Raw genomic sequence first — 24832 nt, 5'->3', positions numbered from 1 at the left:
CGACGGGCCCGATCCTTCGATGTCTAAAAAACGTTAATGGTGCCCATGTCGGCTTCCACCTCCAGTCTGGTGCAGTTATCCAACGTCCGCATCGACCGGAGCGGGCGCACGATCCTGCGCGACGTGTCGCTGCAGGTGCCCAAGGGCAGCATCACGGCCGTGCTGGGTCCGTCCGGCAGCGGCAAGTCGACCCTGCTGGCGGCACTGACCGGCGAACTGCGCCCGGTGGCTGGCGAGGTCACCCTGTTCGGCAAGCCGATTCCGCAGGACAGCGGCGCGCTGCTGGAAATGCGCAAGAGTGTGGGGGTACTGCTGCAGGGCAACGGCCTGCTGACCGACCTCACTGTGGCCGAAAACGTCGCGCTGCCGCTGCGCACGCATACCGGCCTGCCGACCGCCGTGCTGCGCCGCCTTGTGGAAATGAAGCTGCATGCGGTGGGCCTGCTGGCCGCTGCCGATGCCTGGCCGCGCGAGCTGTCCGGTGGCATGGCGCGCCGCGTCGCGCTGGCCCGCGCGCTGGCGCTGGACCCGCCGCTGATGATCTACGACGAGCCACTGACCGGGCTGGACCCGATCGCCTCTGGCGTGATCATGAGCCTGATCCAGCGCCTCAACCACAGCCTGGGCCTGACCAGCATCATCGTCAGCCACCACGTGCACGAGACCCTGCCGATCTGCGACCAGGTGATCGCCATCGCCAATGGCGGCATCGTGTTCCAGGGCACGCCCGAGGCGCTGCAGTCCAGCCAGGACCCGTTGCTGCGGCAGTTCCTGCACGGCCAGCCTGATGGCCCCATCCCGTTCGATGCCGCACCGCGCGCGAGGGTCGCCTGATGCCGTTCGTCCAAGCCACCCGCTCGCTCGGCCGCGCCGGCCTGTTCTCGCTGACCGTGCTGCGTGGTTCGCTGCCGACCCGTGATTTCCTGGCCGAACTGACCCGCGAGATCTACAAGATCGGCGCGCGCTCGCTGCCGATCATCGCCGTCGGTGGCGCCTTCGTCGGCCTGGTGCTGACCCTGCAGGGCTACCGCACGCTGACCACCTTCGGTGCGGCCGACGCGCTGTCGACCCTGCTCGGCCTGTCGCTGTACCGCGAACTGGCACCGGTGCTGACCGCGCTGCTGTTCATCGGCCGCGCCGGCAGCTCGATCGCCGCCGAACTGGGCCTGATGCGCGCCACCGACCAGATCAAGGCACTGGAGCTGATGGCGATCGACCCGGTGGCCAAGGCCGTGGCGCCGCGCTTCTGGGCGGCGGTGCTGACCGTACCCCTGCTGACCGGCATCTTCTGTTCGCTGGCGATCAGTGCCAGCTACTTCGAAGCGGTACACGTGCTGGGCCTGGACAATGGCGTGTTCTGGTCGGCGCTGCGCAACAGCGTCGATTTCTGGGATGACTTCGGCGTGGCGATGCTGAAGTCGGCGATCTTCGGCGGCACCGCCGCGCTGGTCGCCGCCTACGTTGGTTTCCACGCCGAGCCGACCATCGAGGGCACCTCGGTGGCGACCACCCGTGCGGTGGTCAACGCCTCGCTGCTGGTACTGATGTTCAACTTCGTGCTGTCGGCAATGTTGTTCACCTAACCCCTCCACCGGCGGTGCGCAGGCGCGCGCGGCCACCACGACTCGATCAGGTAATCCACATGGCCATCCGCGGTCCCAGACTCGAATTCTCCGTCGGCGCCTTCCTGCTGCTGGCCCTGGCCTCGCTGATGGTGCTGGCCGTGGCCTCGACCAACCAGCGCTGGAGCTGGGGCAGCCAGGGCTACGAGCTGAAGGCGCGTTTCTCCCAGGTCGGCCAGCTGCGCAAGCAGGCGCCGGTGAAGATCGGCGGCGTCACCGTCGGCCAGGTCGCCTCGATCGACCTGGATCCGGTGAAGTTCGAATCCATCGTGACCCTGCGCATGGACAGCAAGGTCAAGGACCTGCCGGCGGACACCTCGGCCGGCATCTTCACCAGTGGTTTGCTCGGCGAGAGCTATATCGGTCTGCAGCCGGGCGGTGACCCGGACGTGCTCAAGGCCGGTGACGAGATCGTCTTCACCCAGCCGGCGGTGGACCTGATCCAGCTGGTCGGCAAGTACATGTTCAGTGGCGGCGCCGGTGGTGGCGCAGGCCAGAAGCCCAACGATGGCGCGCAGGCGCCTGCAACGGAACCGCAACCATGAAGATGAAACTGATCCCGGCCCTGCTCGCCTCGGCGCTGCTGGCGGCTACTCCATTCCTCGCCCAGGCCCAGGCCACCGCTCCCGCCCCCGCCGCTGCCGCGGCGCAGGGCCAGGCCGGCAAGGTGGTGATCGATGCCAGCACGCGCATCCTCACCACCCTGCAGCAGCGCCGCAGCGAGTTCAGCAGCAACCCGGCCAGCCTGCGCAGCTACATCGACAGCGAACTGAACCGCACCTTCGATCGCGACTATGCCGCGCGCCTGGTGCTGGGCCCGCACGCCCGCGGCGCCTCGGATGCCGACATCAAGCTGTTCGCCGATGCCATGGCCGACAGCCTGATGCAGCGCTACGGTTCGACCCTGCTCAACATCCAGGGCAAGCCGAGCTTCCGCCTGAAGGGTGAAAGCCCGCTGCCGGGCAACCGTGGCGTGCGCGTGAGCACCGAACTGGTGCGCGCCGGCAATGAACCGACCCCGGTCGAATACTGGATGCGCAACGTGAACGGTCAGTGGAAGATCTTCGACGTCAACATCGAAGGCATCTCCTACGTGCAGACCTTCCGCAACCAGTTCGATACCCCGCTGCGCCAGAAGGGCATCAAGCAGGTAGCCAGCGAGCTGCACAGCGGCAGCATGCAGGCCGGGCCCGCCGGCAATGGCAAGTAACGCACTTGCGCTGCTGGAAGGCGACACCCTGCGCCTGCGCGGGGTGCTTGACCGTGCCGCGGTGATCGCACTGTGGCCGCAGCTGCAGGCCCTGCCGGCCAAGCTGGCGCGGCTGGAGCTGGGTGAGGTCGAGCGCGTGGACAGCGCCGGCCTGGCGCTGCTGGCCGAGCTGGCGGCCCGTGCACGCAAGGCGGGCCATGCGCTGGCCATCTCCGGCGCGCCCGCCGGCTTCAACGAGCTGAGCGCAGCCTACCGGCTGTCGCCCGACCTGGATTTCAACGCTACTTCTGCTGCGAGCTGACATGAACGTCGTACGCACTTTCCCCCTGATCCTCCTGGCCACCGCCCTGACCGCCTGTGCCGGCAAGCCCGCGCGCAGCGATGCACCGGTCGCCAGCACCGTGGTTGCGCCCGGCCCCGCTGCTCCGGCCGCAACGGCCGACACCGGCGGGGTCGACGCTGCTCCGGTCGCCTCCGTGGCCAACCCTGCCGCGCCCACCGCTTCAGCGCCGACGGCTGCGCCGCAGGGCATAGAGGCCAGCCCACCGAAGGCCGCAGCGTCCACCGCCGCCGCCGGCGACGATGATTTCGACGCCCTCTATGGTGGTACCGGCAACACCGGCAACGCGGCGGCCTACGATCCGTGGGAACCGTTCAACCGCAAGGTGCACACCTTCAACAATGCGGTCGACCGCGGCGTGGCGCGCCCGCTGGCCACCGCCTATACCCATGTGGTGCCGCGCTTCGCGCGCACCGGCGTCAGCAACTTCTTCAGCAACCTGCGTGCGCCGGTGACCATCACCAACCAGTTGCTGCAGGGCCGTGGTGCCGATGCGTGGGACAGCCTCGGCCGCTTCCTGATGAACAGCACGCTGGGCATCGGTGGCCTGTTCGATCCAGCCAGCAAGGCGATGGTGCCGCGTCGCAATGAAGACTTCGGCCAGACCCTGGGTGCCTGGGGCTGGCGTCGTTCGCGCTACGTGGAACTGCCGTTCTTCGGCCCGCGTACCGTACGCGACGTGTTCGGCCTGGCCGGTGACATCCCGTTGTCGCCGATCCGGCGCGTCGAGGAAGACAAGATCCGCATCGGCCTGCAGGGCCTGCAGCTGGTCGACACCCGCGCACAGCTGCTGGCGATCGACGATCTGCGCGACACCGCAGTGGACGAATACGCCCTGGTCCGCGATGCCTGGATGCAGCGCCGCAACTACCAGATCGAGAACGATCTGCGCAGCAAGCGCGACCGCGGCCATGACGATGCCAATTCGCCGATCCCCGTCGATGCGATGCCGATGCCGCAGTGGACCCACTGAGGCCGCGCGACGGTGCATGAAAAACCCCGCCTCGGCGGGGTTTTTCTTTTCCGGTGGGTGCCAACCCTGGTTGGCACGCCGTGCTCAGGCCGCCAGCGCGGCCTCGATGGCCTCGCGCAGGCGCGCGTCATCGGCGGCCACGTCCGGGGCAAAGCGTGCGACGACCTTGCCATCACGGCCGACCAGGAACTTCTCGAAGTTCCACAGCACCGCCGGTGCCGGATGGATCGGGATCTCCTTGCTGGCCAGGCGCTCACGCAGCGGGCCTTCGCCGATCGACTGCGGCTGCGCGGCGGTCAGCTGCTGGTACAGCGGGTGGGTGTCCTCGCCAGCCACGCTGATCTTGGAGAACATCGGGAAACTGACATCGTAGGTGAGCTGGCAGAACTGCTGGATCTCGGCCTCGCTGCCCGGCTCCTGGCCAAGGAAGTTGTTGGCGGGGAAGCCCAGCACTTCCAGGCCCTGCGCGTGCTTTTCCGCATACAGCGCCTGCAGGCCTTCGTACTGCGGGGTCAGGCCGCACTTGGAGGCGACGTTGACCAGCAGCAGCACCTTGCCCTGGTAGTCGGCAAGCGAGGACGGCTGGCCGTCGATGGTGGTGAGGGGAATGTCCTGGATCGGGGTGCTCACGCGGGGGCTCCGGCTACGGCGGGGAATGGCCCACCAGCATAGCGCCGCGCGCGCTGTTGTAGAGCCGAGCCCATGCTCGGCTGATGGTATGGCAGCCGAGCGTGGGCTCGGCTCTACAGGCAGGATTCAGTCCACGCAGATCGTGCCCTGCGCCTTGCCATCATCGATGCGCTGGCGGCACCCGAAGTTCTGGCGCACATCACGCTGGCAGGTACCGGTGGCGGCACTGCCGGCGGCCACCTCGGCTCCGGCCAGGCACTGGCCCGTGCAGTCGCTCTTGCGGCTGCAGGCCTTGCCGGCGTCCGCATAGGGAATCACGCACTGCTCGCGCTGCAGGCGGCCGAGCCGCTGCAGCGTGCCGCCAGCGGCCTGGCAGTCGACGTCACGTGCTTCGCGGTAGGCCTCGCTGGCTTCCGGCGCAGGAGCGGCCGTAGCCGTGTCGGCGACCGGGGGCGTGCTGCTGCACGCAGCCAGCAACGCAGCCAGGACAAGAACGGCACAGGAGCGCAAGCACATGTCGATACCCGCCACGGACTCAGGGTGCCCAGCATAGCCAGGCGCAGGTGCACGGGACGTGTCAACCCGCATTGCCGTCCTCGTCGTCCTCCGGCGCGCCCAGCTGCTGCATCGGGTCCGGGGTCAGCTCCGGGGGCAGCGCGCGCTTGGCCTTGCTGCCCAGTTCGGCAAGCCGACGGGCGCGGCTGATGGCCGACTGCGGCGAATCGATCAGGCGATTGCGCGCATCGGCGTAGGCCTTGCCGGCATCGTCCAGCTTCTTGCCCATGGCGGTGAAGTCCTGCAGGAACCCGGTCAGGGCGTCCAGCACCAGACCGCCGGCCTCGCTGATCTTCAGCGCCTGCTTCTGCACCTTGTCGCGCGTCCACAGGCGCTCGGCCACGCGCAGCAGCGCCATCAGGGTGTTGGGCGAGGCGAACACCACGCGGTTGTCGAAGGCGAACGCCTGCAGGCTGCCATCGGCGCCCAGTGCGGCTGACAAGGCACCCTCGATGGGAACGAAGGCGATGGTGATGTCCAGCGTCTCGCTGCCCAACGCCTTCGGATAATTCTTCTCGCCCAGGTCCTTAACGTGCTGGCGCAGCGCAACCGCGTGCCTGCGCAACGCGTCTTCCGACTGCTCCGGGGTAGTGGCATTCATGGCTTCCTGCCAGGCGATCAGGTTCACCTTGCTGTCGATCACCACGCTGCGTTCGTCGGGGAACTGCACCACCACGTCCGGTCGCAGGCGCGCACCTTCGTCATCCACGGCATGCTTCTGCCGCTGGTAGTGCACGCCCTCTTCCAGCCCCGATCCGCGCAGTACGTTGTCGAGCATCAGCTCGCCCCAGTCGCCGCGGACCTTGGCATTGCCCTTCAGCGCATTCGTCAGCGCCGATGCCTGCGCCGCCATGTCCTGGTTGAGCGTCTTCAGTTCGCCCACCGCACCCAGCAGGCTGGCGCGTTGCCGCGCTTCCTCGCCATACAGCGTATCGACGCGGGTGCGGAAATCGCCCAGCTTGTCGGCGAACGGCTTGAGCAGCCCCTCGATGTCCGCGCGTGACTGCACTGTCGCCTGCCGCACGTTCTTCTCGAACTGCTGTCCGCGTTCGTCGAACACCTTGCCCGCCAGTTCGGCGAAGGCGCCCGACAGCTTTTCCTTGGCGGTATCAAGATAGCTGCGCAGTTCGGCACTGGCCCGTTCGGAGTGCTGCAGATTGGCCACCGCGCGGGCATGTTCACCGTGCAACTGCTGGTAGCGCTGCTGCGCCTGCTGCAACTCGCTGCTGGTCTCCGCAACGGCAGCGCGCGCCTGCGCCAGGGCCGCTTCACGTTCGGCCAGCTGTGCTTCGCGACTGGCCGACAGCGCTGCTTCGCGCTCCACCCGGGCGGTCAGCGTAGTGACGGCCTGTGCGTGCTGCTGGCTGCGGCTCCGTTCGTTCTCCAGTTCAGCGCTCAGCGCATCGAGGCGGCCGCGCAGCTGGCCGGCATCGACCAGGGCGAGGCGATGCTGTTCGCGTTCGCTGTCCAGCAGCCGCTGCAGTTCGTCGGAGGGTGCACCGCCAGCACTGCGACGCCACAGCAGCACCAGCGCGACCAGGGTCGCCAGCAGCAGGACCACTGCCAGGATCATGAGGACTTCGATATTCATGCGATCAGTTTAGCCCCGCTGCGCTAGGCTGGGTCGGTCTGCCCCGGAAGCCCCCATGCTCGCTCTGTACGGAAAACCCACCTCCATCAACGTGCGCAAGGTGCTCTGGCTGTGCGCCGGCCTCGACCTGCCACTTCACCACGAGCCAGCGCCGCCGGCGGACCTGCTGGCCACACTGAACCCGAACCGGCAGGTGCCGGTGCTGCGCGATGGCGGCTTCGTGCTGTGGGAATCCAACAGCATCTGCCGCTACCTGGCCGTACGCGCTGGCCGTGATGACCTGCTGCCCCGCGCGGCACAGGATCGTGCGCGGGTCGAACAATGGATGGACTGGCAGGCCAGCGACCTCAACAGTGCCTGGCGGCACGTGTTCATGGCGCGCGTGCGCCAGCACCCGGACTACCCGGACGATGCCCGCGCCGAGGCCAGCCTGGCCCAGTGGAACGGCTTGATGGGCGTGCTTGATGCCCAGTTGGCCGCTGGCGGCTACGCCGCTGGCAACACCTTCACCCTCGCCGACATCGTGCTCGGGCTGTCGACCCAGCGCTGGCGCAGCACACCGGGCCACAAGCCGGCGCTGGCACACGTGGGCGCCTGGTTCGAGCGCCTGCGCCAGCAGCCCGGTTTCGCCGAACACGTCGACAACGGCGTGGCCTGAGGCAGGGGTCAGATCCTTTCCCGGGAAAGATATCTGACCCCAAGGGCGCGGGAACGATCCGGCGTTACCAGCCTTCCAGCACGATCTTGCCCTTGGCGCGGTGGCTCTCCAGCAGCGCGTGGGCGCGCCGCAGGTTGGCCGCGTCGATGCGCCCGAAGTGCTCGCCCAGCGTGGTCTGCAGCACGCCCGTGTCGATCAGCTCGGCCACACGGTTCAGCAGGTCGTGCTGGCGCTGCATGTCGGCGGTGCGGTACAGCGGCCGGGTGAACATCGACTCCCAGTGCAGTGACAACGCCTTGCGCTTGAGCGCCATCACGTCCACCTGGCCAGGATCATCGATCAGCCCCAGCTGGCCCTGCGGCGCCAGCAGTTCCACGATCTGCGCGTAGTACTGGTCGGAGTGGGTCAGGCTGGCCACATGCTGCACTTCGCTGATGCCGAGCCGCGCCAGTCCCTCGGCCAGCGGCAGGCGGTGGTCGATCACGTGGTGCGCGCCCATTGCGTATGCCCAGTCCTGGGTATCCGGACGCGAGGCGGTGCCGATCACGGTCAGCCTGGTCAGCTTCCGCGCCAGCTGCACCAGGATCGAACCGACACCACCGGCAGCACCGATCACCAGCAGGGTCTGGCCCTCGCCACCACCCTCGGGGATGCGCAGGCGGTCGAACAGCAGCTCCCAGGCGGTGATTGCAGTCAATGGCAGCGCCGCGGCGGCGGCATCATCGAGGCTGGCCGGCTTGCGCCCGACGCTGCGCTCGTCCACCAGCTGGTACTCGGCATTGCTGCCCGGGCGGTCGATGACGCCGGCGTAGTAGACCGCGTCGCCGGGCTGGAACAGGGTCACCTCGCTGCCCACCGCGTCGACGATGCCGACCGCATCCCAGCCCAGTACGCGCGGGCCATCGGTGGCCACGCCGCGGCGGACCTTGGTGTCGACCGGGTTCACCGCCACCGCGCGTACCGCCACGCGCAGGTCGCGGGGGCCGGGCTGCGGCAGCTCCAGTTCGATGTCGATCAGGGCCCGGGCATCATCGATCGGCAGGCCGGCGTGGGTATAGGCAATGGCGCGCATGGCAGCGGTCCAGTGGGGAAGGAGGCGACAGGTTGCGCCGCGCGCGCTCCCTCGGAAAGGCGCAGAATCGGGCAGCACTTTCACTCTGACGATGAAGATGATCCGCTTCGACGATCTGCAGCTGTTCGTCCGCACTGCCGCGCTGGGCAGCTTCTCGCAGGCCGCCCGCGAGGCCGACCTGCTGCCCGGGCAGGTCGCTGCGGCGGTGGCACGGCTGGAGCGCGAGCTGGACCTGCGCCTGTTCGTGCGCACGACCCGCAGCCTGCGCCTGACCGGCGAGGGCGCGCTCTACCTGCCGTATGCGCAGGAGGTGCTGGCCACCCTGCGCGAAGGCCAGGCCCGCGTGCAGGGCGAGGACACCGAGCTGCACGGCATCCTGCAGCTGTCGGCGCCGTCGGACTTCGGCCGCAACCTGCTGTTGCCCTGGCTGAGCGCGTTCCGCGCCGCGCACCCGCGGCTGCGCCTGCACCTGCGCCTGTCCGACGAGGTCGCCGACGTGTTCCGCGAACCGGTCGACGTGGCCATCCGCATCGGCCACTTCGATGACGCCAACTACGTAGCCCTGCCCCTGCTGGAAGGCAACCGGCGCGTGCTGGCCGCCTCGCCCGGCTACCTGCAGCGGCGTGGCCCGCCCACGCGCCTGGAGGATCTGCGCGAGCACGACTGCCTGGTCTATCAACTCAATGGCCGCGCCTACGATCGCTGGTCGTTCGAGGTGGACGGGCGCCGCAGCGTGGTTCCGGTACGCGGCCCGCTGGTCTGCGACGACGCCGACGTGGTGCGGCGCTGGGCCGTGGCCGGCGAAGGCATCACCTACAAGTCCTGGCTGGACCTGCGCGAGGATGTGCTGGCCGGGCGCCTGCAGGTGCTGCTGGACGGCGTTGGCAGCAGCATCCCGCTGCAGCTGGTGTGCCCGCATCGCAAGCAGTTCTCACCCGCCGTGCGGCAGCTGCACGCGCAGCTGCGCCAGCACCTGCAACCGCTGCTGTCCGGGATGCCGGTTGGCCCCACCGGCCCCCTGTCGCCCGCCGCAGCGCTGGCCGACAATGGCGGCCCCCCGTAACAGAAGAGCACCGCCATGCCGTGGATGGGCATCCAGGACCTGTGGACGTTTCTGGTCGCCGTGCTGGTGTTTCTCGCCCTGCCCGGTCCCGGTACCTTCACGCTGCTGACTGCCACCGGCCGTGGCGGCGTGCGCGGCGGCTACACCGCACTGGCCGGCCTGCTGGTCGGCGACCAGATCCTGATGTGGCTGGCGCTGGCCGGCGTGGCCGCACTGCTGAAGGCCAATCCTCTGGTATTCCACGCCGTGCAGTACCTCGGCGCGGCCTACCTGGTGTGGGTCGGCATCAGCCTGCTGCGCACGCCCAAGCACGAGGGCGGCGACGCCGGCCCGATCCGCATGCAACCCGGCCGCTACTTCCAGCAGGCGATCCTGGTCAGCCTGCTCAACCCGAAGGCGATCCTGTTCTACATGGCCTTCCTGCCGTTGTTCATCGATCCGAAGGCGCACCAGGGCATCGCCACCTTCGCCGCGCTGGCCGGCATCATCCTGGTGGTCAGTATCGCCTACTGCTCGATGCTGATCGGCGTGGGCAACCTGGCCCGCCGCCGGTTGATCCAGCACCCGCGGATCAGCGATGCGCTGCGTCGCGTGGCCGGCCTGTTCCTGGTGGGGTTCGGCATCCGCCTGGGGCTGAACGGATGAACGGGCGGCTGCCACTGCTCGGCATGACCCTGCTGCTGGCCGGTGCCGCCTCTGCCGGCACCGTGCAGGACCATCGCTGCCTGACGGGCGGTCGCAACGACAACATCCACCTGGAATGGCGCTGGCTGGAAGACGGCCGGGCCGACGTGCGTTACGCCGGCCAGCGCGAGCGCCTGCCCCTGCACCGGATCTCGATGGAGACCACGGTGCTGGCCGAAGATCGCCCGTACCAGTTCGACAGCGTGTGGGAAGAGCGCATCGACGGGCGCCTCAACGGCCGCTACCTGCTGAGCACGCAGGGCGCGCTGGTACTGGATCTGAGCTACGAACGCGCCCGTGATGGCCGTCGCACCACCTTCCACGATGACAGCCAGGCGTGGCAGGAGGATGGCTGCCACTGGCCGGGAGGCGTAGCGGCGCGCGTGGTCGATTGAAGCATGCCAACCAAGGTTGGCATCTACCGGTCGTGCATCTCCGCGCGCAGGTGGTCGATGAACACCCGCAGCTTGGGCGCCATCTGCTCACGCGCGGGGTAGTACAGGTGGAAGCCGGGGAATGGCGGTTGCCAGTCCTGCAGCACGCTCTGCAGTCGCCCGGCGGCGATGTCGTCGGCCATCAGCGAGGCGAAGCCCTGGGCCATGCCCAGCCCCGCCAGCACGGCGCGATGGGCGACGCCGGCATCGTTGAACACCAGCCGTCCGCTTACTTCCACGTCCAGGTCGTGGCCTTCGCGGCTGAATTCCCAGGGCATCAGCCGGCCGTTGGCCAGCCGGTGCACGATGCAGGCGTGGCCCTGCAGGTCATGCGGGGTCTGCGGCACGCCATGGCGTTCGAAATAGGCCGGCGTGGCTACCACCACCTGCCGCTCGGGTGGCCCGACCGGCACCGCGATCATGCCCTGTGCGAGTGATTCGCCCAGGCGGATGCCGGCGTCGAAGCCCTCGGCCACCAGATCGGTCAGCGCGGGGTCGACGCACAGTTCCACCTGCACCTGCGGGTAACGCGAAAGGAAGTCGGGCAGCCGCGGCAGCACCATGCGATCGGCGACGATGCGCGGCAGGGTCACGCGCAGCCGCCCGGCAGGCACCGAGCGCGCGCTGTCCAGTTCGGCAAATGCCTGGTCGATCTGGTCCAGGCCGCCGCGCACGCGCTGCAGGAAACGCGCGCCGTGCTCGGTCAGGTTGACCCGCCGCGTGGTCCGCTGCAGCAGCCGCACGCCCATCCGCGCTTCCAGCGCGCGCACGCTCTGCGACAGCGCCGAGGTCGACACACCCAGGGCATCGGCGGCGCGGGTAAAGCTGGCGTGCTCGGCCACGTGGACGAAAGCGACCACAGCAGTAAGCGGGACGGAGGCATCCATTGTGAAGGCAGCCTTCAAGGTAAGTCCGGTGACACGCAGTTTATCCACATGATGGCGTGGAGGATGCTGTGCCCCTCGCCACTGCCCATCCAGACGTGGCGCCTTCCCCAAGGAGATCCACATGAAGACCCGTACTCTCGGCCCCGCCGGCCCCACCGTGTCCGCCCTCGGCCTGGGGTGCATGGGCATGAGCGCGTATTACGGCGGCCGCGGCAGTGACGATGACGGCATTGCCGTCATCCGGCACGCGCTGGACCGTGGCGTGACCCTGCTCGACACCGCCGATGTGTATGGCCCGCACACCAACGAGGTGCTGGTCGGTCGCGCGATTGCCGGCCGCCGCAACCAGGTGTTCCTGGCCAGCAAGTTCGGCATCGGCCTGGACCCGGCTGACCCGAAGGCGCGGCAGATCAACGGCCACCCGGACTATGTGCAGGCCGCCTGCGAGGCCAGCCTGCGTCGCCTGGGCGTGGACCACATCGACCTGTACTACCAGCACCGCGTCGACCCGACCGTGCCGATCGAGGACACCGTGGGTGCCATGGCACGCCTGGTGGAACAGGGCAAGGTGCGCTGGCTGGGCCTGTCCGAGGCCTCGGCGGCCACGCTCCGCCGCGCCCATGCGGTGCACCCGATCACGGCGGTGCAGAGCGAGTACTCGCTGTGGTCGCGCGAGCCGGAGCAGAACGGAGTGCTGGCCACCACGGCGGAGCTGGGCATCGGCTTCGTGCCGTATTCGCCGCTGGGTCGTGGCTTCCTGACCGGCGCCATCCGCAGCCCGGACGACTTCGACGCCGACGATTACCGGCGCACCTCGCCCCGCTTCGAAGGCGAAAACTTCCAGCGCAACCTGGCATTGGTGGACACCGTGCAGGCGCTGGCCGCCGAGCGCGGCATCGCTGCCTCGCAGCTGGCGCTGGCCTGGGTGCTGTCGCGCGGCGGGCATATCGTGCCGATCCCGGGCACGACGCGGCGGGCACGGCTGGACGAGAACCTCGCTGCACTGCAGGTGGAACTGGATGCGGCCACGCTGGACGCATTGGATGCGGCCTTCCCGCTGCATGCCGCGGCCGGCGAACGCTATTCGGTCAGCGGCATGGCCAACATCGAGTCCTAGCGGGGGCCGGGACGAACGTACACCGGTGGCTGCCGCCGGATTATGCCGATTCCGGCAGCCTGGCCGGGGCGCAGCGCGTGCCCCGCCATGCATGACCCCCGTCAGTGGTAATGCTGCGCTGCGTTCGGTCACACTCGGGAACTTGTCGTTCTTAGTCACCCCTTCCGAGGCCTGCATGTCCCTGTTCCGGCGCAAGTCCCTAGATTCCGTCACCGTCCACGAAGCCGGCAGGCGCCTGATCCCGACGCTCAGCTGGCCGCACCTGATCGCACTGGGCATCGGTGCCATCGTCGGCACCGGCATCTACACGCTGATCGGCGTCGGTGCCAACCTGGCCGGCCCGGCCGTGCTGATCTCCTTCGCCATCGCCGGTGCGGTCTGCGCCTGTGCGGCGCTGTCCTACGCCGAGCTGTCGACGATGATGCCGGCCGCCGGCAGTGCCTACACCTACAGCTACAGTGCGCTGGGCGAGGTGTTCGCCTGGGTGGTGGGCTGGAGCCTGATCCTGGAGTACTCGCTGGTGGTGAGTACGGTGGCGGTGGGCTGGTCCGGCTACTTCGTCGGCTTCCTCGAATGGGTGCACACCCAGTTCGGCTGGAACGTGCACCTGCCAGCCTGGCTCGCCGCCGGCCCGCACGTGGAAGGCGGCATGATCAACCTGCCGGCGATCATCATCACCTGGCTGGTGGCCGGCATGCTGATGGCCGGGACCAAGGAAAGCGCCACGCTCAATGCCATCCTGGTGGTGTTCAAGCTGATCGCGCTGGCGATCTTCGTGGCCGTGGCCCTGCCTGCGTTCGACAGCGCCAACCTGCAGCCGTTCATGCCGTATGGCTTTGCCAAGTCGATGGGCCCCGATGGCGTCGAGCACGGCGTGATGGCGGCAGCGGCGATCATCTTCTTCGCCTTCTACGGCTTCGATGCGATCTCCACTGCTGCGGAGGAGACCAAGAACCCGGGCCGTGACCTGTCGATCGGCATCATCGGTTCGATGATCGGCTGCACCATTGTCTACGTGCTGGTGGCGCTGGCCGCAGTGGGTGCGATGAGCTACGCCGTGTTCGGGCACAGCGCCGAGCCGCTGGCGCTGATCATGCGCCAGCTGGGCCATCCGACAGCGGCGATGGTGATCGGCGTGATTGCGATCATCGCGCTGCCGACCGTGCTGCTGGCCTTCCTGTACGGCCAGAGCCGCATCTTCTTCGTGATGAGCCGCGACGGCCTGCTGCCGCGTGGCCTGTCCAAGGTCAACGCGCGTACCGGCACGCCGGTGGCGACCACGCTGTTCACTGCGGTGGTGGTGTCGGCGCTGGCCGGCGTGGCCCGCCTGGACGAGATCGCCGCGCTGGCCAATGCCGGTACCCTGGCCGCGTTCACTGCAGTGGGCGTCTGCCTGGTGGTGCTGCGCCTGCGCGAGCCGGACCGCGCGCGCACGTTCCGCACGCCGCTGGCCTTCGTGGTTGGCCCGCTGGCCGCGCTGGGTTGCATCTACCTGTTCATCAGCCTGCCGCACACCACCCAGCTGTACTTCCTGTTGTGGAACGTGGCCGGCCTGGTGCTGTACTTCCTGTACAGCCGCCGCCACGCACTGATCGCGAAATAGACCGATCACCGGTCGTGGCGGCCGCTGGCCGGCAACCCGAATCCTGTTGATAGGGGCAATGCCGGCCGGCGGCCGGCACCACCGCAGGGCGGTCAACCGCCCTGCTTTGCGGCGTAATCCTGCGCCTGGCGCATCACCCGCAGCAGGTTGCCGCCCCAGATGTCGGCAATCTGCTGCTCGGTATAGCCCTTGCGCAGCAGCCAGGCGGTGATCTTCGGCAGCTGGCTGACATCGGGCAGGTCACTCAGGCCGCCGCCGCCATCCCAGTCCAGGCCGATACCCACGTGCTCGGGGCCGACCACCTTGAGGATGTGCTCGAAGTGGGCGAAGAAATCATCCAGGCTGGCGTGGCGCACCGGGTGCTCGTGGTCCAGTGCCTGCTCGGCCTTCAGCAGGGCAACACCCTGCTCGATGCCCATGCCTTCCCAGCCGCCCAGCTGCCTGCTCAGCGCTACTTCGGCCTGCGTGCGCTCGGGCGTCTTCGCCGTGTCGATCAGGTAGCCGCCATAGGCGTTCACCTGGATCACGCCGCCGGCCTTGGCCAGACTGCGCAGCCGCACGTCATCAAGATTGCGCGGGTGGTCGTACACCGCCTTGGCCGAGCTGTGCGACAGCACGAAGGGCACCGGCATCATCGCCAGCAGGTCGTCGAACACCGCGTCCGAGGCATGCGACTGGTCGATCACGATGCCCAGCTTCACTGCCTGCCGCACCAGCTCCTTGCCGGCCGGGCTCAGGCCCTTCCACTCCGCGCCCTTGGGATCGGTGGCCGAATCGGCGAACTCGTTGTTGGCGAAGTGCACGGTGCTGAGCAGCCGCAGGCCGGCGCGGTGGTAGAACGAGAGCAGGCTCGGGTCTTCCACCAGCGGGCTGGCATTTTCCATGCTGATGTAGACCACGCGCTTGCCGGCGCCCTTGATCCGCGCCGCATCATCGGCGGTCAGTGCCAGCGCGAAGCGCGCGGGATTGGCCGCCAGCATCTCGCGGATTTCCAGCAGTCGCTGCAAGCCGTGGTCACGCTCGGCCAGGTGGGCCGCTGCGCTGCGATCGCCCTGGTCGGTGTAGATCGCCCAGAAACCGCCATCGAGCGCACCTTCGACCATGCGCGGGTAGTCCACCTGCGAAAGCGCGTTGCGGTCGTGGCGCTGCTCGATGTCGAAGCCGGTCCGGCCGAAATTTGCCGGCGTATCCAGATGGCTGTCGAGCGTGACCAGGCGCTGCTGCAGCGCCTTGGCACGGGCCAGTTCCTCGGCGCTGAACTCGATGGCGTGAGCCGACAGCGGCGCGCACAGCGCCACGGCGAGCACGACGGACAGGTGGCGCAACGATGGCATGGGCTCTCACCGGCATTGGGAAGAGCCCGACCATAGCGCCGCACCCGGCCTTTTTGTAGAGCCGAGCCCATGCTCGGCTGCCAGACAGATCAGCCGAGCGTGGGCTCGGCTCTACAGAGATCGGCAGTGACGCGGTCAGTCCACCACGCGGCAGAACACGGCCTTCAGGTAACGCGATTCCTGCACGTGGGCCATGAACGGGTGGTCCGGACCGGCGCCGGCCACCTTCAGGATCTGGATCGTGCGGCCGGAGAAATACGCCGCGCGGCGCAGCATGTCGAGGAACTGGTCCTCGGCCACCAGGCCGGTGCAGGAGAACGTGGCGAACAGGCCGCCCGGCTTGACCACGCCCAGCGCCAGCTTGTTCATGTCCAGGTACTTCTTCAGCGCAGTGATGACCTGGTCGCGGTCGCGGGTCATCTTCGCCGGGTCCAGGATCACCACGTCGTACTGCTCGCCACGATTGGCCGCATCACGCAGCCACGGGAAGATGTCGGACTGGACGAACTTCGGGCGCACGTTGTTCAGGCGCGAATTGCCCTTGGCGATCTGGATGACGTCTTCATCGATGTCGATGCCGACCACTTCCGAGGCGCCTCGCGCCGCCGCGTACACCGCAAAACCGCCGGTGTTGCAGCACAGGTCCAGCACGCGCTTGCCTTCCACCTGCTGGCTCAGCCACTCGCGGTTCTCGCGCTGGTCGGCGAAGAAGCCGGTCTTGTGCGCACCGGCCGGGTCGGCGCGGAACTTGATGCCGTACTCGGTGATCACCGACGCTTCGGTGGTGGTATTGCCGTGGAAATCGAAGCTTTCCTGTTTCTGCACGTGCTCATCGGCGAAGCTGTGGAAGCGGCAACCCGGGAACTGCTCGCGCAGGGCGTCGTAGATCCACTCGCGGTGGCGGAACATGCCGGCGGCGAAGAATTCGACCACCACCAGGTCGCCGTAGCGATCCACCACCAGGCCGGACAGGCCGTCGCCTTCGCTGTGCACCACGCGCCAGGCGTCGGAGACCGCGTCGAGCTTGAGCACCTCACGGCGCAGCGACACCGCCTGGGCGATCTTGCGCGAGAACCAGCCGGCATCCACCGGCACGTTCTGGTCGGTCTCAAGGATGCGCACGGCAATGCGCGAATGCCCGTTGTAGAACCCGCGGCCAACGAACTCGCCATCAATGCCGACCACGTCGACGATGGAACCGGGCTTGGGCCGGACGGTCGGCTTCTCGACCAGTTTCTGGAAGATCCACGGGTGGCTGGAGCGCCACGCATTCTTGAGGCGGACAATCGGAAGGGGGGTATTCATCCACCCATTGTAAACCGGGCGCCGGGGTCAGATCCCCGAAGGGGCTCTGACCCCGGCCGGCGTGCCAACCAAGGTTGGCACCCACCAGGCCGGAACGGGCTCGGGAATGGGGTCAGAGCCCCTACGGGGATCCGACCCCTCGTCCCCCATTTGACGGCGGCCCAGCCAGACGGCAGAATCGGCGCCAGAAGGGGAGTAGCTCCCAGACGTTGTCGCCGTCATTTCGAGCCCGCAGGCTCCGGTGCAACGGCAGTTCCAGCCGACTGGAACTGCGAGCGAGACCTTCGCCGTACCGGCGAAGCTCTGTCCCTGGATCCCCCTCCCGATCCTCCGTTGCAGATCCTCGCCGTCCGGCCTGGCATTCATCTTTCCAACGGACATTCCCAATGCAGACGATCGGTAACGTGTGGTTGTGGGGCGGCTTCGCAGCGGTGGTGGTCATCGCCCTGCTGGTCGACCTCGTGTTGATGCGCCATGGTGGACCGCACAAGGTCACCTTCAAGGAAGCCCTGTGGTGGTCGATCGGCTGGGTCGCGCTGGCCCTGCTGTTCAACGCCGGCCTCTGGTACTACCTGAATGAGACCGCCGGCCAGGTGGTGGCCAACAAGGTCGGCCTCGAATTCCTGACCGGCTACCTGGTCGAGAAGGCGCTGGCGGTCGACAATATCTTTGTGTTCCTGATGATCATGAGCTACTTCGCAGTACCGGAGGAGCAGCGCCAGAAGGTGCTGATCATCGGCATCCTGGGTGCGATCGTGCTGCGTACGATCATGATCTTCGCCGGCAGCGTGCTGATCAGCCAGTTCCATTGGCTGCTCTACGTGTTCGGCGCCTTCCTGCTGTTCACCGGCTGGAAGATGTGGTTCGCCGCCGGCCAGGAACCGGATCTGGAAACCAACCCCGCCCTGCGCTGGATGCGCAAGCACCTGCGCCTGCTGCCGGACTACGCCGGCAATGCGCTGAGCGTGAAGCGCGATGGCGTGCGCTGGTTCACCCCGCTGTTCGCGGTGCTGATCCTGATCGCGGTCACCGACGTGATCTTCGCCGTGGACAGCATCCCGGCGATCTTCGCGATCACCACCGACCCGTTCATCGTGCTCACCTCCAACGTGTTCGCGGTGCTGGGCCTGCGTGCGATGTTCTTCCTGCTGGCCGGCATGGCCGACCGCTTCCACCTGCTGCCGTACGGCCTGGCGCTGGTGTTGGCCTTCATCGGCATCAAGATGATGATCATCGACCTGTTCAAGATCCCGACCCCGGTGTCGCTGGGCGTGGTCGCGGTGATCATCGCCGCCACCGTGGTGCTGAGCCTGAAGTACCCGCCGAAGGAAGGCTCGGGCCACGCCTGAGCCTGAGCGGTGGGAAGACGCGGCCGGCGGGATTGTCCCGCCGGCCGCACCCACTCTCCCGCAACAGTGGCCTTGGTTTCGCGCCAGCCACCGCCATTGCTGAGGTATGGACAACAACACGCCCCTGCCCGCCGGCGACGTGCCGCCCCCCCGCAATGACCGCTCGCGCATCCTGCGGGCGTTCAATGTCAGCCTGGCGGCCGTGCTGGTGCTGGTGGCCGTGTTCGCCCTGCAGGGCACGTTCGACTGGCGACCGTGGGCGGTTGCGCCGCTGGAAGCCAAGGGCCTGCTCGGCCTGATCGGCGGCCCGATGCTGCATGCCTCGGTCGAGCACATCGCCGCCAACAGCATCGCCATCCTGATCCTCGGCACCCTGGCCGGCAGTGTGTATCCCAAAGCCACCGTGCGCGCCCTGCCCCTGCTGTGGCTGGGTTCGGGCCTCGGCGCGTGGATGCTGGGCAATCCGGGCAGCGTGCACCTGGGTGCCAGTGGCGTGACCCATGGCCTGATGTTCCTGCTGGCCAGCCTGGGCCTGCTGCGCCGTGATCGTGCAGCGATCGCCACCGGCCTGATCGGCATGCTGTTCTACGGCGGCATGCTGATGACCGTATTGCCGCACGCCGATGGCGTGTCCTGGCAGTCGCACATGGGCGGCGCCTTCGCCGGCATCATCGCCGCGCTGCTGTTCCGCAACGCCGACCCCCTGCCGCCGCGCCAGCGCTACAGCTGGGAAGACGAAGAAGACGAGGCCGAGCCGCTGGCCGACGACGAGCTGGAGCCACCGTCACCGCAGCGCGTGCCGGTGCTGTGGCAGCCGCGCGAGGGCCAGGACTACGTGGTGATCCCGTTCCGCCGGCCGGACGAGCCGCGCAGTTGAGGGGACGGTCGTGCCGGCCGCTGGCCGGCAACCTCATGAACCGGTAGTGGCCGACCTTGGTCGGCGCGGTTGTTGCGTGCCAACCAAGGTTGGCACCTACCAGAGCACACCGGCCCCCGGGTAGCGCCGGGCCATGCCCGGCGCGTTGATCGCTCAGTTCCCCGCTGCGCCCATGCCATCCACCGCCTGCCGGCCCAGCGCCGGATCATCGGTGAAGAAGGCATCGATGCCGGTCGCCAGGTAGGCGCGCATCTCGGCGATCGAGCCTTCGACGTTGCGCGCGTTGTCGGCGCCCTTGCGCAGGTTGCTGGGCTGGAAATGGTTCTCCGGGCGGAAGGTGTACGGAATCACCATCAGGCCGGCCGCATGCGCATCACGTACCAGCGCGGTCGGCGTGCCCAGCGCGCCCTTGGCATCCAGCGGAATGATCGAGCGCAGCTCGGGGCCGATGCCATCGGCGTAGGCGGCGATGTCCTTCAGCCCGGCCGGGGTCATCATCTGTGCGTAGGTCAGCGTGCCGCCGGCCTTGGCGATGTCGGCCGGCTGGGTATCGCCCTTCCACAGCAGCTGCAGCAGGCGGATGTTGCTGCCCCGGCCGATCTTGCCATGCAGGTAGCGCAGGTTGGCGGTCTCGAACGACTGGATCGTGACCGGGCCGACATTGGTGTACGCGTTGCCACGCAGCGCGGCCAGCAGTTTGTCTTCCATCGGCAGGCCGATGGACTGGAAATAGGTCGGGTGCTTGATCTCCGGCACGAGGCCGATGCCACGGTTGGCGCGCCCGGCCTGCTGCACCAGGAAGGCCAGGATCTCGTCCAGGCTGGCGATGCGGAACTGGCCGTCGTAGGCGGTGCTGCGCAGTTCCGGCAGGCGCTCACGGGCGTACAGGGTCTTCAGCTCGGCCAGGGTGAAGTCCTCGGTGAACCAGCCCTCGACCTGCTGCCCATCGATCACCTTGCGGGTGCGGCGGCTGGCGAACTCCGGATGCGAGGCGACGTCGGTGGTGCCGCCGATCTCGTTCTCGTGGCGGGCCACCATCACCCCGTCCCTGGTCATCACCAGGTCCGGTTCGATGTAGTCGGCGCCATCGGCGATGGCCTGCGCATACGAGGCCAGGGTGTGCTCGGGCAGCAGGGCGCTTGCCCCGCGATGGCCGTAGACCGACACCTTGGGCACGGCCGGGGTGGAGGATTCAGCACTCATGGCCACCGATGGTGCCACGGCCAGCGACAACAGCAACGCACAACCCCACGACTTCACTGCGACTTCCCCAAGCGGTATGTGATGGGCGTCAGTATGCGGCGGCAATGTGACAGGTGGGGGAAGCCAGTCCCTGTAGAGCCGAGCCCATGCTCGGCTGACGGGTAGAACAGCCGAGCATGGGCTCGGCTCTACAGCAGAACAGCCGAGCATGGGCTCGGCTCTACAGCAGAACAGCCGAGCATGGGCTCGGCTCTACAGTTACTTGCCGATGCAGAAACTGGAGAAGATCCTCCCCAGCAGATCATCGGCACTCATCTGCCCGGTGATCTCACCCAGCGCATCGTGGGCCAGCCGCAGTTCCTCGGCGGCCAGCTCCAGGTGCTCGTGCGCCAGCTCGCCATCGGCGCGCTGCGCATGTTCCTGCGCGCGTTCAATCGCATCCACGTGGCGCGTGCGCGCGGAGAACTCGCCGTCCACCTGCTCACCGGCACCGGCCGAAGCAATCGAACGCAGGCGCGCATGCAGGTCGTCGAGCCCGGCGCCGGTGGCGGCCGAAACGAACACCCGATCCGGATCAGCCAGCGACGGCAACGCCGCCAGCAGATCCGACTTGTTGTGGATGTAGACCTTGTGCGGTACCGTCGCCACGGCCTCGCCCAGCGCCGCTTCACCGGCCGCCGGATCGCGCGCATCCAGCACGATCAGCGCCAGGTCGGTGCGCTCGATTTCCACGTGGGCGCGGCGCATGCCTTCGCGTTCGATGGCGTCGCCGCCGTCGCGCAGGCCGGCGGTGTCGACCAGGGTCAGCTCCAGGCCATCCAGGCGGATGGTTTCGCGCAGGGTGTCGCGGGTGGTGCCGGCGATGTCGGTGACGATGGCGCGTTCGCTGCCGGCCAGCGCGTTGAGCAGTGAACTCTTGCCCGCATTCGGCGGACCGATCAGCACCGCGTGCAGGCCATCGCGCAGGCGACGGCCGCGTTCGGCATCGCGGCGCAGAATGGCCAGATCGCTGCGCGCCTGTTCCAGCCCACGCCGCACCTGCGCGCCACCGAGGGTATCCAGCGGTTCGTCGGCGAAGTCGATGGCCGCTTCCACGTGGATGCGCAGCAGCACCAGCTGCTCGACCACCGCATCGATGCGGCGCGAGAACACGCCATCCAGTGAACGACGCGCCGCGCGTGCGGCACGGTTGTCGCCCGCGGCGATCAGGTCGGCGATGGCCTCGGCCTGGGCCAGGTCCAGCTTGCCGTTGAGGAACGCCCGTTCGCTGAACTCACCCGGCCGCGCCTGGCGCGCACCGAGCGCGATGCAGCGCGCGACCAGCTGCTGCAGCAGCACCGGGCTGCCATGGCCCTGCAGCTCCACCACCTCTTCGCCGGTGAAACTGTTCGGTGCCGGGAACCACAGCACGATGCCATCGTCGATGACCTCGCCGTCGGCATCACGCAGGCGCGCGTAGTGCGCGTGGCGCGGGCGCAGTGCAGGCGCCCCCAGCGCATTGGCAATCGCCGCAGCGCGCGGACCGGACAGGCGCAACAGGCCGACACCGCCGGCGCCGGGGGCGCTGGCGATGGCCACGATGGTGTCGGTGCGGATCGCGTCGTTCATGGCTCAGAGCTTCTCCAGCTGCGCGCGCGCCTGGGCCGCGCCACTGCCCTGCGGCTGCAGCGCCAGGTAGGTGGTGTAGGCCTGCTTCGCCTTGGCCTTGTCGCCGGCGTTGAAGTAGGCATCGCCCAGGTTCAGATGGGCCACCGCGCGCGACGGGTCGATCTTCAGCGTGTTCTCCAGCCAGCGCGCGGCTTCTGCATAGCGCTGCTGGCGGTAGTAGACGAAGCCGAGGTTGTTGGCGGCCTGGGCGAAATCAGGACGCAGCTTCAGCGCTTCGGCGAACTGCGCGGCTGCCTCGTCGTACTGCTTCTCGCGGTACAGCTGCAGGCCGCGGTCGTTGGCCTGCTGCGCGCGCTGGCGGTCTGACGCCGGGCCAGCGGTGGGCACCACCAGCTTGGCCTTGCCACCCTGCAGGTCGGCCACCGTCACCGGCGCCTGGCTGCCCTTGGCCTCGCTGGCCGCATCCACCTTGTTGTTCAGCGCGATCGCATCGGCGGTCAGCTGGCGCGTATCGGCGTTGAGGAATTCCTGGCTGTCCGGCACCTGGAACACGAACTCGCCGCCCTGCGAACCGGGCAGGCTGCCGAAGGCCGGGGTCTGGTGCGAGACCGCCGATACGGCCGGCGCCACGTAGGCGGCCAGCTCGGTACCGGTGATCAGGCCGTCGCCGTTGAGGTCGCCCTTGCCGGCCAGCGCCTGCAACAGCACCCAGGTGAACACCGAATGGCCGTTGGGGCCAGCATCGGCCACCTGCTGGTCGGCACCACCGGCGGTCAGCATCTGCCGCGCGCTGCGACGCGCGTTCTCGCGCAGGAACGACGACGACGACGGGCCACCGCGGGTCAGGCCCAGGCCGCTGTAGCAGGCATCCATCACGAACATCACATGCTTGGCCTGCATGCTCTCGGCAATGTTCTGGATGTCGGTCATCGCGATGGCGTCGGTGGCGAATTCCTTCGGGTCCGAATCGACCGGAATGATGTAGCCCAGGTCGCGCCCGGAAGCGAGCTGGCGGGTCGCGCCATGGCCGGCGAAGAACACGAACACGCGGTCGTTCTTGCCGGTGCGGTCATCGGCCAGGCGATCGTGGAAGGCCGCGAGGATGTTGTTGCGGGTCGCCTGCTCGTTCTTCAGCACGATCACCTGCGAGGACGGGAAGCCGAACTGCCCGGTCAGGGTATCGGCCACCGCCTGCGCGTCGTGGCTGGCGTACTCCAGCTTCGGCCACTTGGCATAGTTGTCGATGCCGACCACGATCGCCCAGGACTTCTCGTAGCCGGTGGTGACCGTGGCGGCACCGGCATCACCCTTGCGCGCACGGGCGACGGTGAAGTCACGGCCGTTCCAGCCGGCGAACTGGTAACCATCGGCGATCAGCCGGTCGAGGATCTGCGGCAGCGCCTTCACCGCCCGGTCGTGGATGTCGTGGAACAGGATGATGCCGCGCTGTTCCTTGTTCACCTGGTCTAGCACGCGCTGCACGATCGATTCCGGTACCGGGTCGGCCCAGTCCATCGAGTCGATGTTCCACATGATCGACTTCAGCCCGGCCTCGTTGAGCAGCTGCAGGCCTTCGGCATTGCGCGCGCCATACGGGAAACGGAACAGCGGCGCGCGCTTGCTGTCGACATCCTTCAGCAGCGTGTCGGTGTCGAGCACCTGCTGGCGCAGCGCGTCACCGGTGGTGCGCGACAACTGGGCGTGGGTCAGGCTGTGGTTGCCGACCGCATAGCCCTCTTCCATCAGGTTGCGGCTGATCTTCGCCATCGGGCCGAGGCTGACCTTGCCATCGGCCTCGACCTTGCCAAGGTTGCGGCCCACTTCAAAGAACACGCCCGGCACGTCGTAGCGCTTGAGGATGGCCACCACTTCATCGGTATAGGCCTTGTGCGGGCCATCGTCGAAGGTCAGCACCACGGTCTTGGCCGGCAGGTCGCGGCCGAAGATCTCGCGGTCGCTGTCCTTCATCGACATCGGGTAGGGCTCGATCACGCCGTAGTCGCGCAGGATCGCTTCGCGGCTGTAGTCCTTGTGCAGGTGGGCGATGTAGTCGTCCCACTTCTCACGCTTCAGCTCGATGGCACGGGTGCGCTCGAAGCGGCTGAAGATGCGGGTCAGTTCCTGGTTGTAGTTTCGCTCGATCTCGTCAAGTGCCTCCAGGTCCTCGCCGATGCGCTGGTGCAGCTTCACCGCCGGCAGCGACGAATCAGTGCCGACCCGCTCATGCAGATCACGCAGCACTTCGCGGAAGGCCAGGCGGTCGGCGTCGAACAGTTCCGGCGCCGACTCGATGTAGTCCAGCACGGTGCCGAGGGTGGCGAAGCGCTGCGGGCTGGAGCCGCGCAGCAGGGTGTCGAACTGCGCGGCGATCGCCGTGCGCTGTTCCAGGCCATCGTGGAACAGCTGCTGGCCCACACGCGTGGAGGTGCCGCGGTCGGCGGCCGATTGCTGTTCCTCGTCTGCCAGCAGCACGATGATCCGGCGGTAGCCGTCGAGCTGCTTCTGCAGCGCCGCCAGCAACGGCGCGGCGGCCGGATCGGCGGCGGCCGCGGCCTGCGCGCTTGGCTGGGTGACGGTGGTCGCCGGCGCCTTCGCGTCCTTGTCGCCGCAGCCGGCAACAACCAGGGTCAACAACAGCGAGGGCAGGAACAGGCGGAACGACGACGCACGCGGCATGGCGGACTCGAAGGTGGGAGGAACGGTGTGCCGGCGATTCT

The 24832-nt window shown here is 68.0% G+C and carries 24 protein-coding genes; 14 read left to right on the top strand and 10 right to left on the bottom strand.

The genetic code is table 11. The annotated features are described in order from the left end of the window. Positions 1–45 precede the first annotated feature (45 nt). Genes AC5P7A_RS12235 through AC5P7A_RS12210 form a run of 6 tightly spaced genes read left to right on the top strand, consistent with a single transcriptional unit; the run spans position 46 to position 4145 of the window. Entirely contained in the window at positions 46–834 is a 789-nt protein-coding gene (locus AC5P7A_RS12235) for an ABC transporter ATP-binding protein (protein ID WP_111205879.1), read from the top strand. After that, entirely contained in the window at positions 834–1583 is a 750-nt protein-coding gene (locus tag AC5P7A_RS12230; RefSeq protein WP_005414955.1) for an MlaE family lipid ABC transporter permease subunit, read from the top strand. Before AC5P7A_RS12235 ends, AC5P7A_RS12230 begins: the two co-directional genes overlap by 1 nt. 59 nt (positions 1584–1642) lie before the next feature. Further along, positions 1643–2167 carry an outer membrane lipid asymmetry maintenance protein MlaD gene (mlaD, locus tag AC5P7A_RS12225; RefSeq protein ID WP_014039020.1) on the top strand — a complete coding sequence of 175 codons (525 nt, stop codon included), beginning with the start codon at positions 1643–1645 and terminating at the stop codon, positions 2165–2167. Continuing rightward, a complete protein-coding gene (locus tag AC5P7A_RS12220) occupies positions 2164–2832 on the top strand; it encodes an MlaC/ttg2D family ABC transporter substrate-binding protein (RefSeq protein WP_014648935.1) in 669 nt (222 codons plus the stop codon). Before mlaD ends, AC5P7A_RS12220 begins: the two co-directional genes overlap by 4 nt. Beyond that, positions 2822–3133, top strand: a complete 312-nt coding sequence (locus AC5P7A_RS12215; protein ID WP_014648936.1) for an STAS domain-containing protein — start codon at positions 2822–2824, stop codon at positions 3131–3133. Before AC5P7A_RS12220 ends, AC5P7A_RS12215 begins: the two co-directional genes overlap by 11 nt. 1 nt (position 3134) lies before the next feature. Next, a complete protein-coding gene (locus tag AC5P7A_RS12210; protein WP_481440563.1) occupies positions 3135–4145 on the top strand; it encodes an MlaA family lipoprotein in 1011 nt (336 codons plus the stop codon). An 84-nt stretch (positions 4146–4229) separates the two neighbouring features. Here AC5P7A_RS12210 and AC5P7A_RS12205 read toward each other — a convergent pair whose 3' ends face one another. From AC5P7A_RS12205 to AC5P7A_RS12195, 3 genes are all read right to left on the bottom strand, one after another. Further along, positions 4230–4775, bottom strand: a complete 546-nt coding sequence (locus AC5P7A_RS12205) for a glutathione peroxidase (protein WP_014648938.1) — start codon at positions 4773–4775, stop codon at positions 4230–4232. A 126-nt stretch (positions 4776–4901) separates the two neighbouring features. Then, on the bottom strand, positions 4902–5291 hold the full coding sequence (locus AC5P7A_RS12200; RefSeq protein WP_423179725.1) for a hypothetical protein: 390 nt from the start codon (positions 5289–5291) through the stop codon (positions 4902–4904). Between the two features lie 61 nt (positions 5292–5352). Next, a complete protein-coding gene (locus AC5P7A_RS12195; RefSeq protein ID WP_014648940.1) occupies positions 5353–6921 on the bottom strand; it encodes a DNA recombination protein RmuC in 1569 nt (522 codons plus the stop codon). A gap of 55 nt (positions 6922–6976) precedes the next feature. Here AC5P7A_RS12195 and AC5P7A_RS12190 point away from each other — a divergent pair, with 55 nt between their 5' ends. Then, positions 6977–7579 carry a glutathione S-transferase family protein gene (locus AC5P7A_RS12190; RefSeq protein ID WP_180834715.1) on the top strand — a complete coding sequence of 201 codons (603 nt, stop codon included), beginning with the start codon at positions 6977–6979 and terminating at the stop codon, positions 7577–7579. 64 nt (positions 7580–7643) lie between these two features. Here the strand turns inward: AC5P7A_RS12190 and AC5P7A_RS12185 are convergent, their stop codons facing one another. Continuing rightward, a complete protein-coding gene (locus tag AC5P7A_RS12185) occupies positions 7644–8651 on the bottom strand; it encodes a zinc-binding alcohol dehydrogenase family protein (protein ID WP_014648942.1) in 1008 nt (335 codons plus the stop codon). 91 nt (positions 8652–8742) lie between these two features. Between AC5P7A_RS12185 and AC5P7A_RS12180 the strand changes: the two genes are divergently transcribed. From AC5P7A_RS12180 to AC5P7A_RS12170, 3 genes are read left to right on the top strand one after another with little or no spacing between them, the layout of a single operon-like run. Further along, positions 8743–9714, top strand: a complete 972-nt coding sequence (locus tag AC5P7A_RS12180; protein ID WP_014648943.1) for a LysR family transcriptional regulator — start codon at positions 8743–8745, stop codon at positions 9712–9714. Positions 9715–9729: 15 nt separating this feature from the next. Further along, on the top strand, positions 9730–10359 hold the full coding sequence (gene leuE, locus AC5P7A_RS12175) for a leucine efflux protein LeuE (RefSeq protein ID WP_005411716.1): 630 nt from the start codon (positions 9730–9732) through the stop codon (positions 10357–10359). Continuing rightward, the gene (locus AC5P7A_RS12170) at positions 10356–10793 is read left to right on the top strand and encodes a hypothetical protein (RefSeq protein ID WP_014648944.1); all 438 of its coding nucleotides are present in this window, start codon (positions 10356–10358) and stop codon (positions 10791–10793) included. Before leuE ends, AC5P7A_RS12170 begins: the two co-directional genes overlap by 4 nt. 23 nt (positions 10794–10816) lie before the next feature. Here the strand turns inward: AC5P7A_RS12170 and AC5P7A_RS12165 are convergent, their stop codons facing one another. Continuing rightward, the gene (locus tag AC5P7A_RS12165; RefSeq protein WP_142235483.1) at positions 10817–11719 is read right to left on the bottom strand and encodes a LysR family transcriptional regulator; all 903 of its coding nucleotides are present in this window, start codon (positions 11717–11719) and stop codon (positions 10817–10819) included. Between the two features lie 121 nt (positions 11720–11840). On the opposite strand from AC5P7A_RS12165, the gene AC5P7A_RS12160 reads away from it, so the two are divergent. Continuing rightward, positions 11841–12836 (top strand): aldo/keto reductase, encoded by a 996-nt coding sequence (locus tag AC5P7A_RS12160; protein ID WP_046433390.1) that lies wholly within the window; start codon positions 11841–11843, stop codon positions 12834–12836. Between the two features lie 175 nt (positions 12837–13011). Then, complete coding sequence (locus AC5P7A_RS12155; protein WP_014648947.1) at positions 13012–14439, top strand: amino acid permease; 1428 nt, start codon at positions 13012–13014, stop codon at positions 14437–14439. A 92-nt stretch (positions 14440–14531) separates the two neighbouring features. Here AC5P7A_RS12155 and AC5P7A_RS12150 read toward each other — a convergent pair whose 3' ends face one another. Together AC5P7A_RS12150 and AC5P7A_RS12145 are read right to left on the bottom strand one after the other, a co-directional pair. Beyond that, complete coding sequence (locus AC5P7A_RS12150; protein ID WP_495220167.1) at positions 14532–15773, bottom strand: dipeptidase; 1242 nt, start codon at positions 15771–15773, stop codon at positions 14532–14534. Between the two features lie 135 nt (positions 15774–15908). Beyond that, on the bottom strand, positions 15909–17078 hold the full coding sequence (locus AC5P7A_RS12145; RefSeq protein WP_014648949.1) for a class I SAM-dependent rRNA methyltransferase: 1170 nt from the start codon (positions 17076–17078) through the stop codon (positions 15909–15911). A 386-nt stretch (positions 17079–17464) separates the two neighbouring features. Between AC5P7A_RS12145 and AC5P7A_RS12140 the strand changes: the two genes are divergently transcribed. Together AC5P7A_RS12140 and AC5P7A_RS12135 are read left to right on the top strand one after the other, a co-directional pair. Further along, positions 17465–18427 carry a TerC family protein gene (locus AC5P7A_RS12140; RefSeq protein ID WP_014648950.1) on the top strand — a complete coding sequence of 321 codons (963 nt, stop codon included), beginning with the start codon at positions 17465–17467 and terminating at the stop codon, positions 18425–18427. 106 nt (positions 18428–18533) lie between these two features. Continuing rightward, a complete protein-coding gene (locus AC5P7A_RS12135; RefSeq protein ID WP_478406190.1) occupies positions 18534–19304 on the top strand; it encodes a rhomboid family intramembrane serine protease in 771 nt (256 codons plus the stop codon). Positions 19305–19457: 153 nt separating this feature from the next. Here AC5P7A_RS12135 and AC5P7A_RS12130 read toward each other — a convergent pair whose 3' ends face one another. The 3 genes from AC5P7A_RS12130 to AC5P7A_RS12120 form a co-directional block, all read right to left on the bottom strand. After that, complete coding sequence (locus AC5P7A_RS12130) at positions 19458–20564, bottom strand: glycerophosphodiester phosphodiesterase (protein WP_169411744.1); 1107 nt, start codon at positions 20562–20564, stop codon at positions 19458–19460. Between the two features lie 201 nt (positions 20565–20765). Continuing rightward, positions 20766–22115, bottom strand: a complete 1350-nt coding sequence (mnmE, locus tag AC5P7A_RS12125; protein WP_111205865.1) for a tRNA uridine-5-carboxymethylaminomethyl(34) synthesis GTPase MnmE — start codon at positions 22113–22115, stop codon at positions 20766–20768. Positions 22116–22118: 3 nt separating this feature from the next. Beyond that, positions 22119–24791: a polysaccharide deacetylase family protein gene (locus AC5P7A_RS12120; protein WP_032958459.1), complete on the bottom strand. Its 2673-nt coding sequence runs from the start codon at positions 24789–24791 to the stop codon at positions 22119–22121. Between the last annotated feature and the right edge of the window lie 41 nt (positions 24792–24832).

The sequence above is a fragment of the Stenotrophomonas sp. YJH_SMC_65 genome (genome assembly GCF_059369475.1).
The sequence above is the reverse complement of the archived record's forward strand: the minus strand, read 5'-3'. Positions and strand labels throughout refer to the sequence as shown.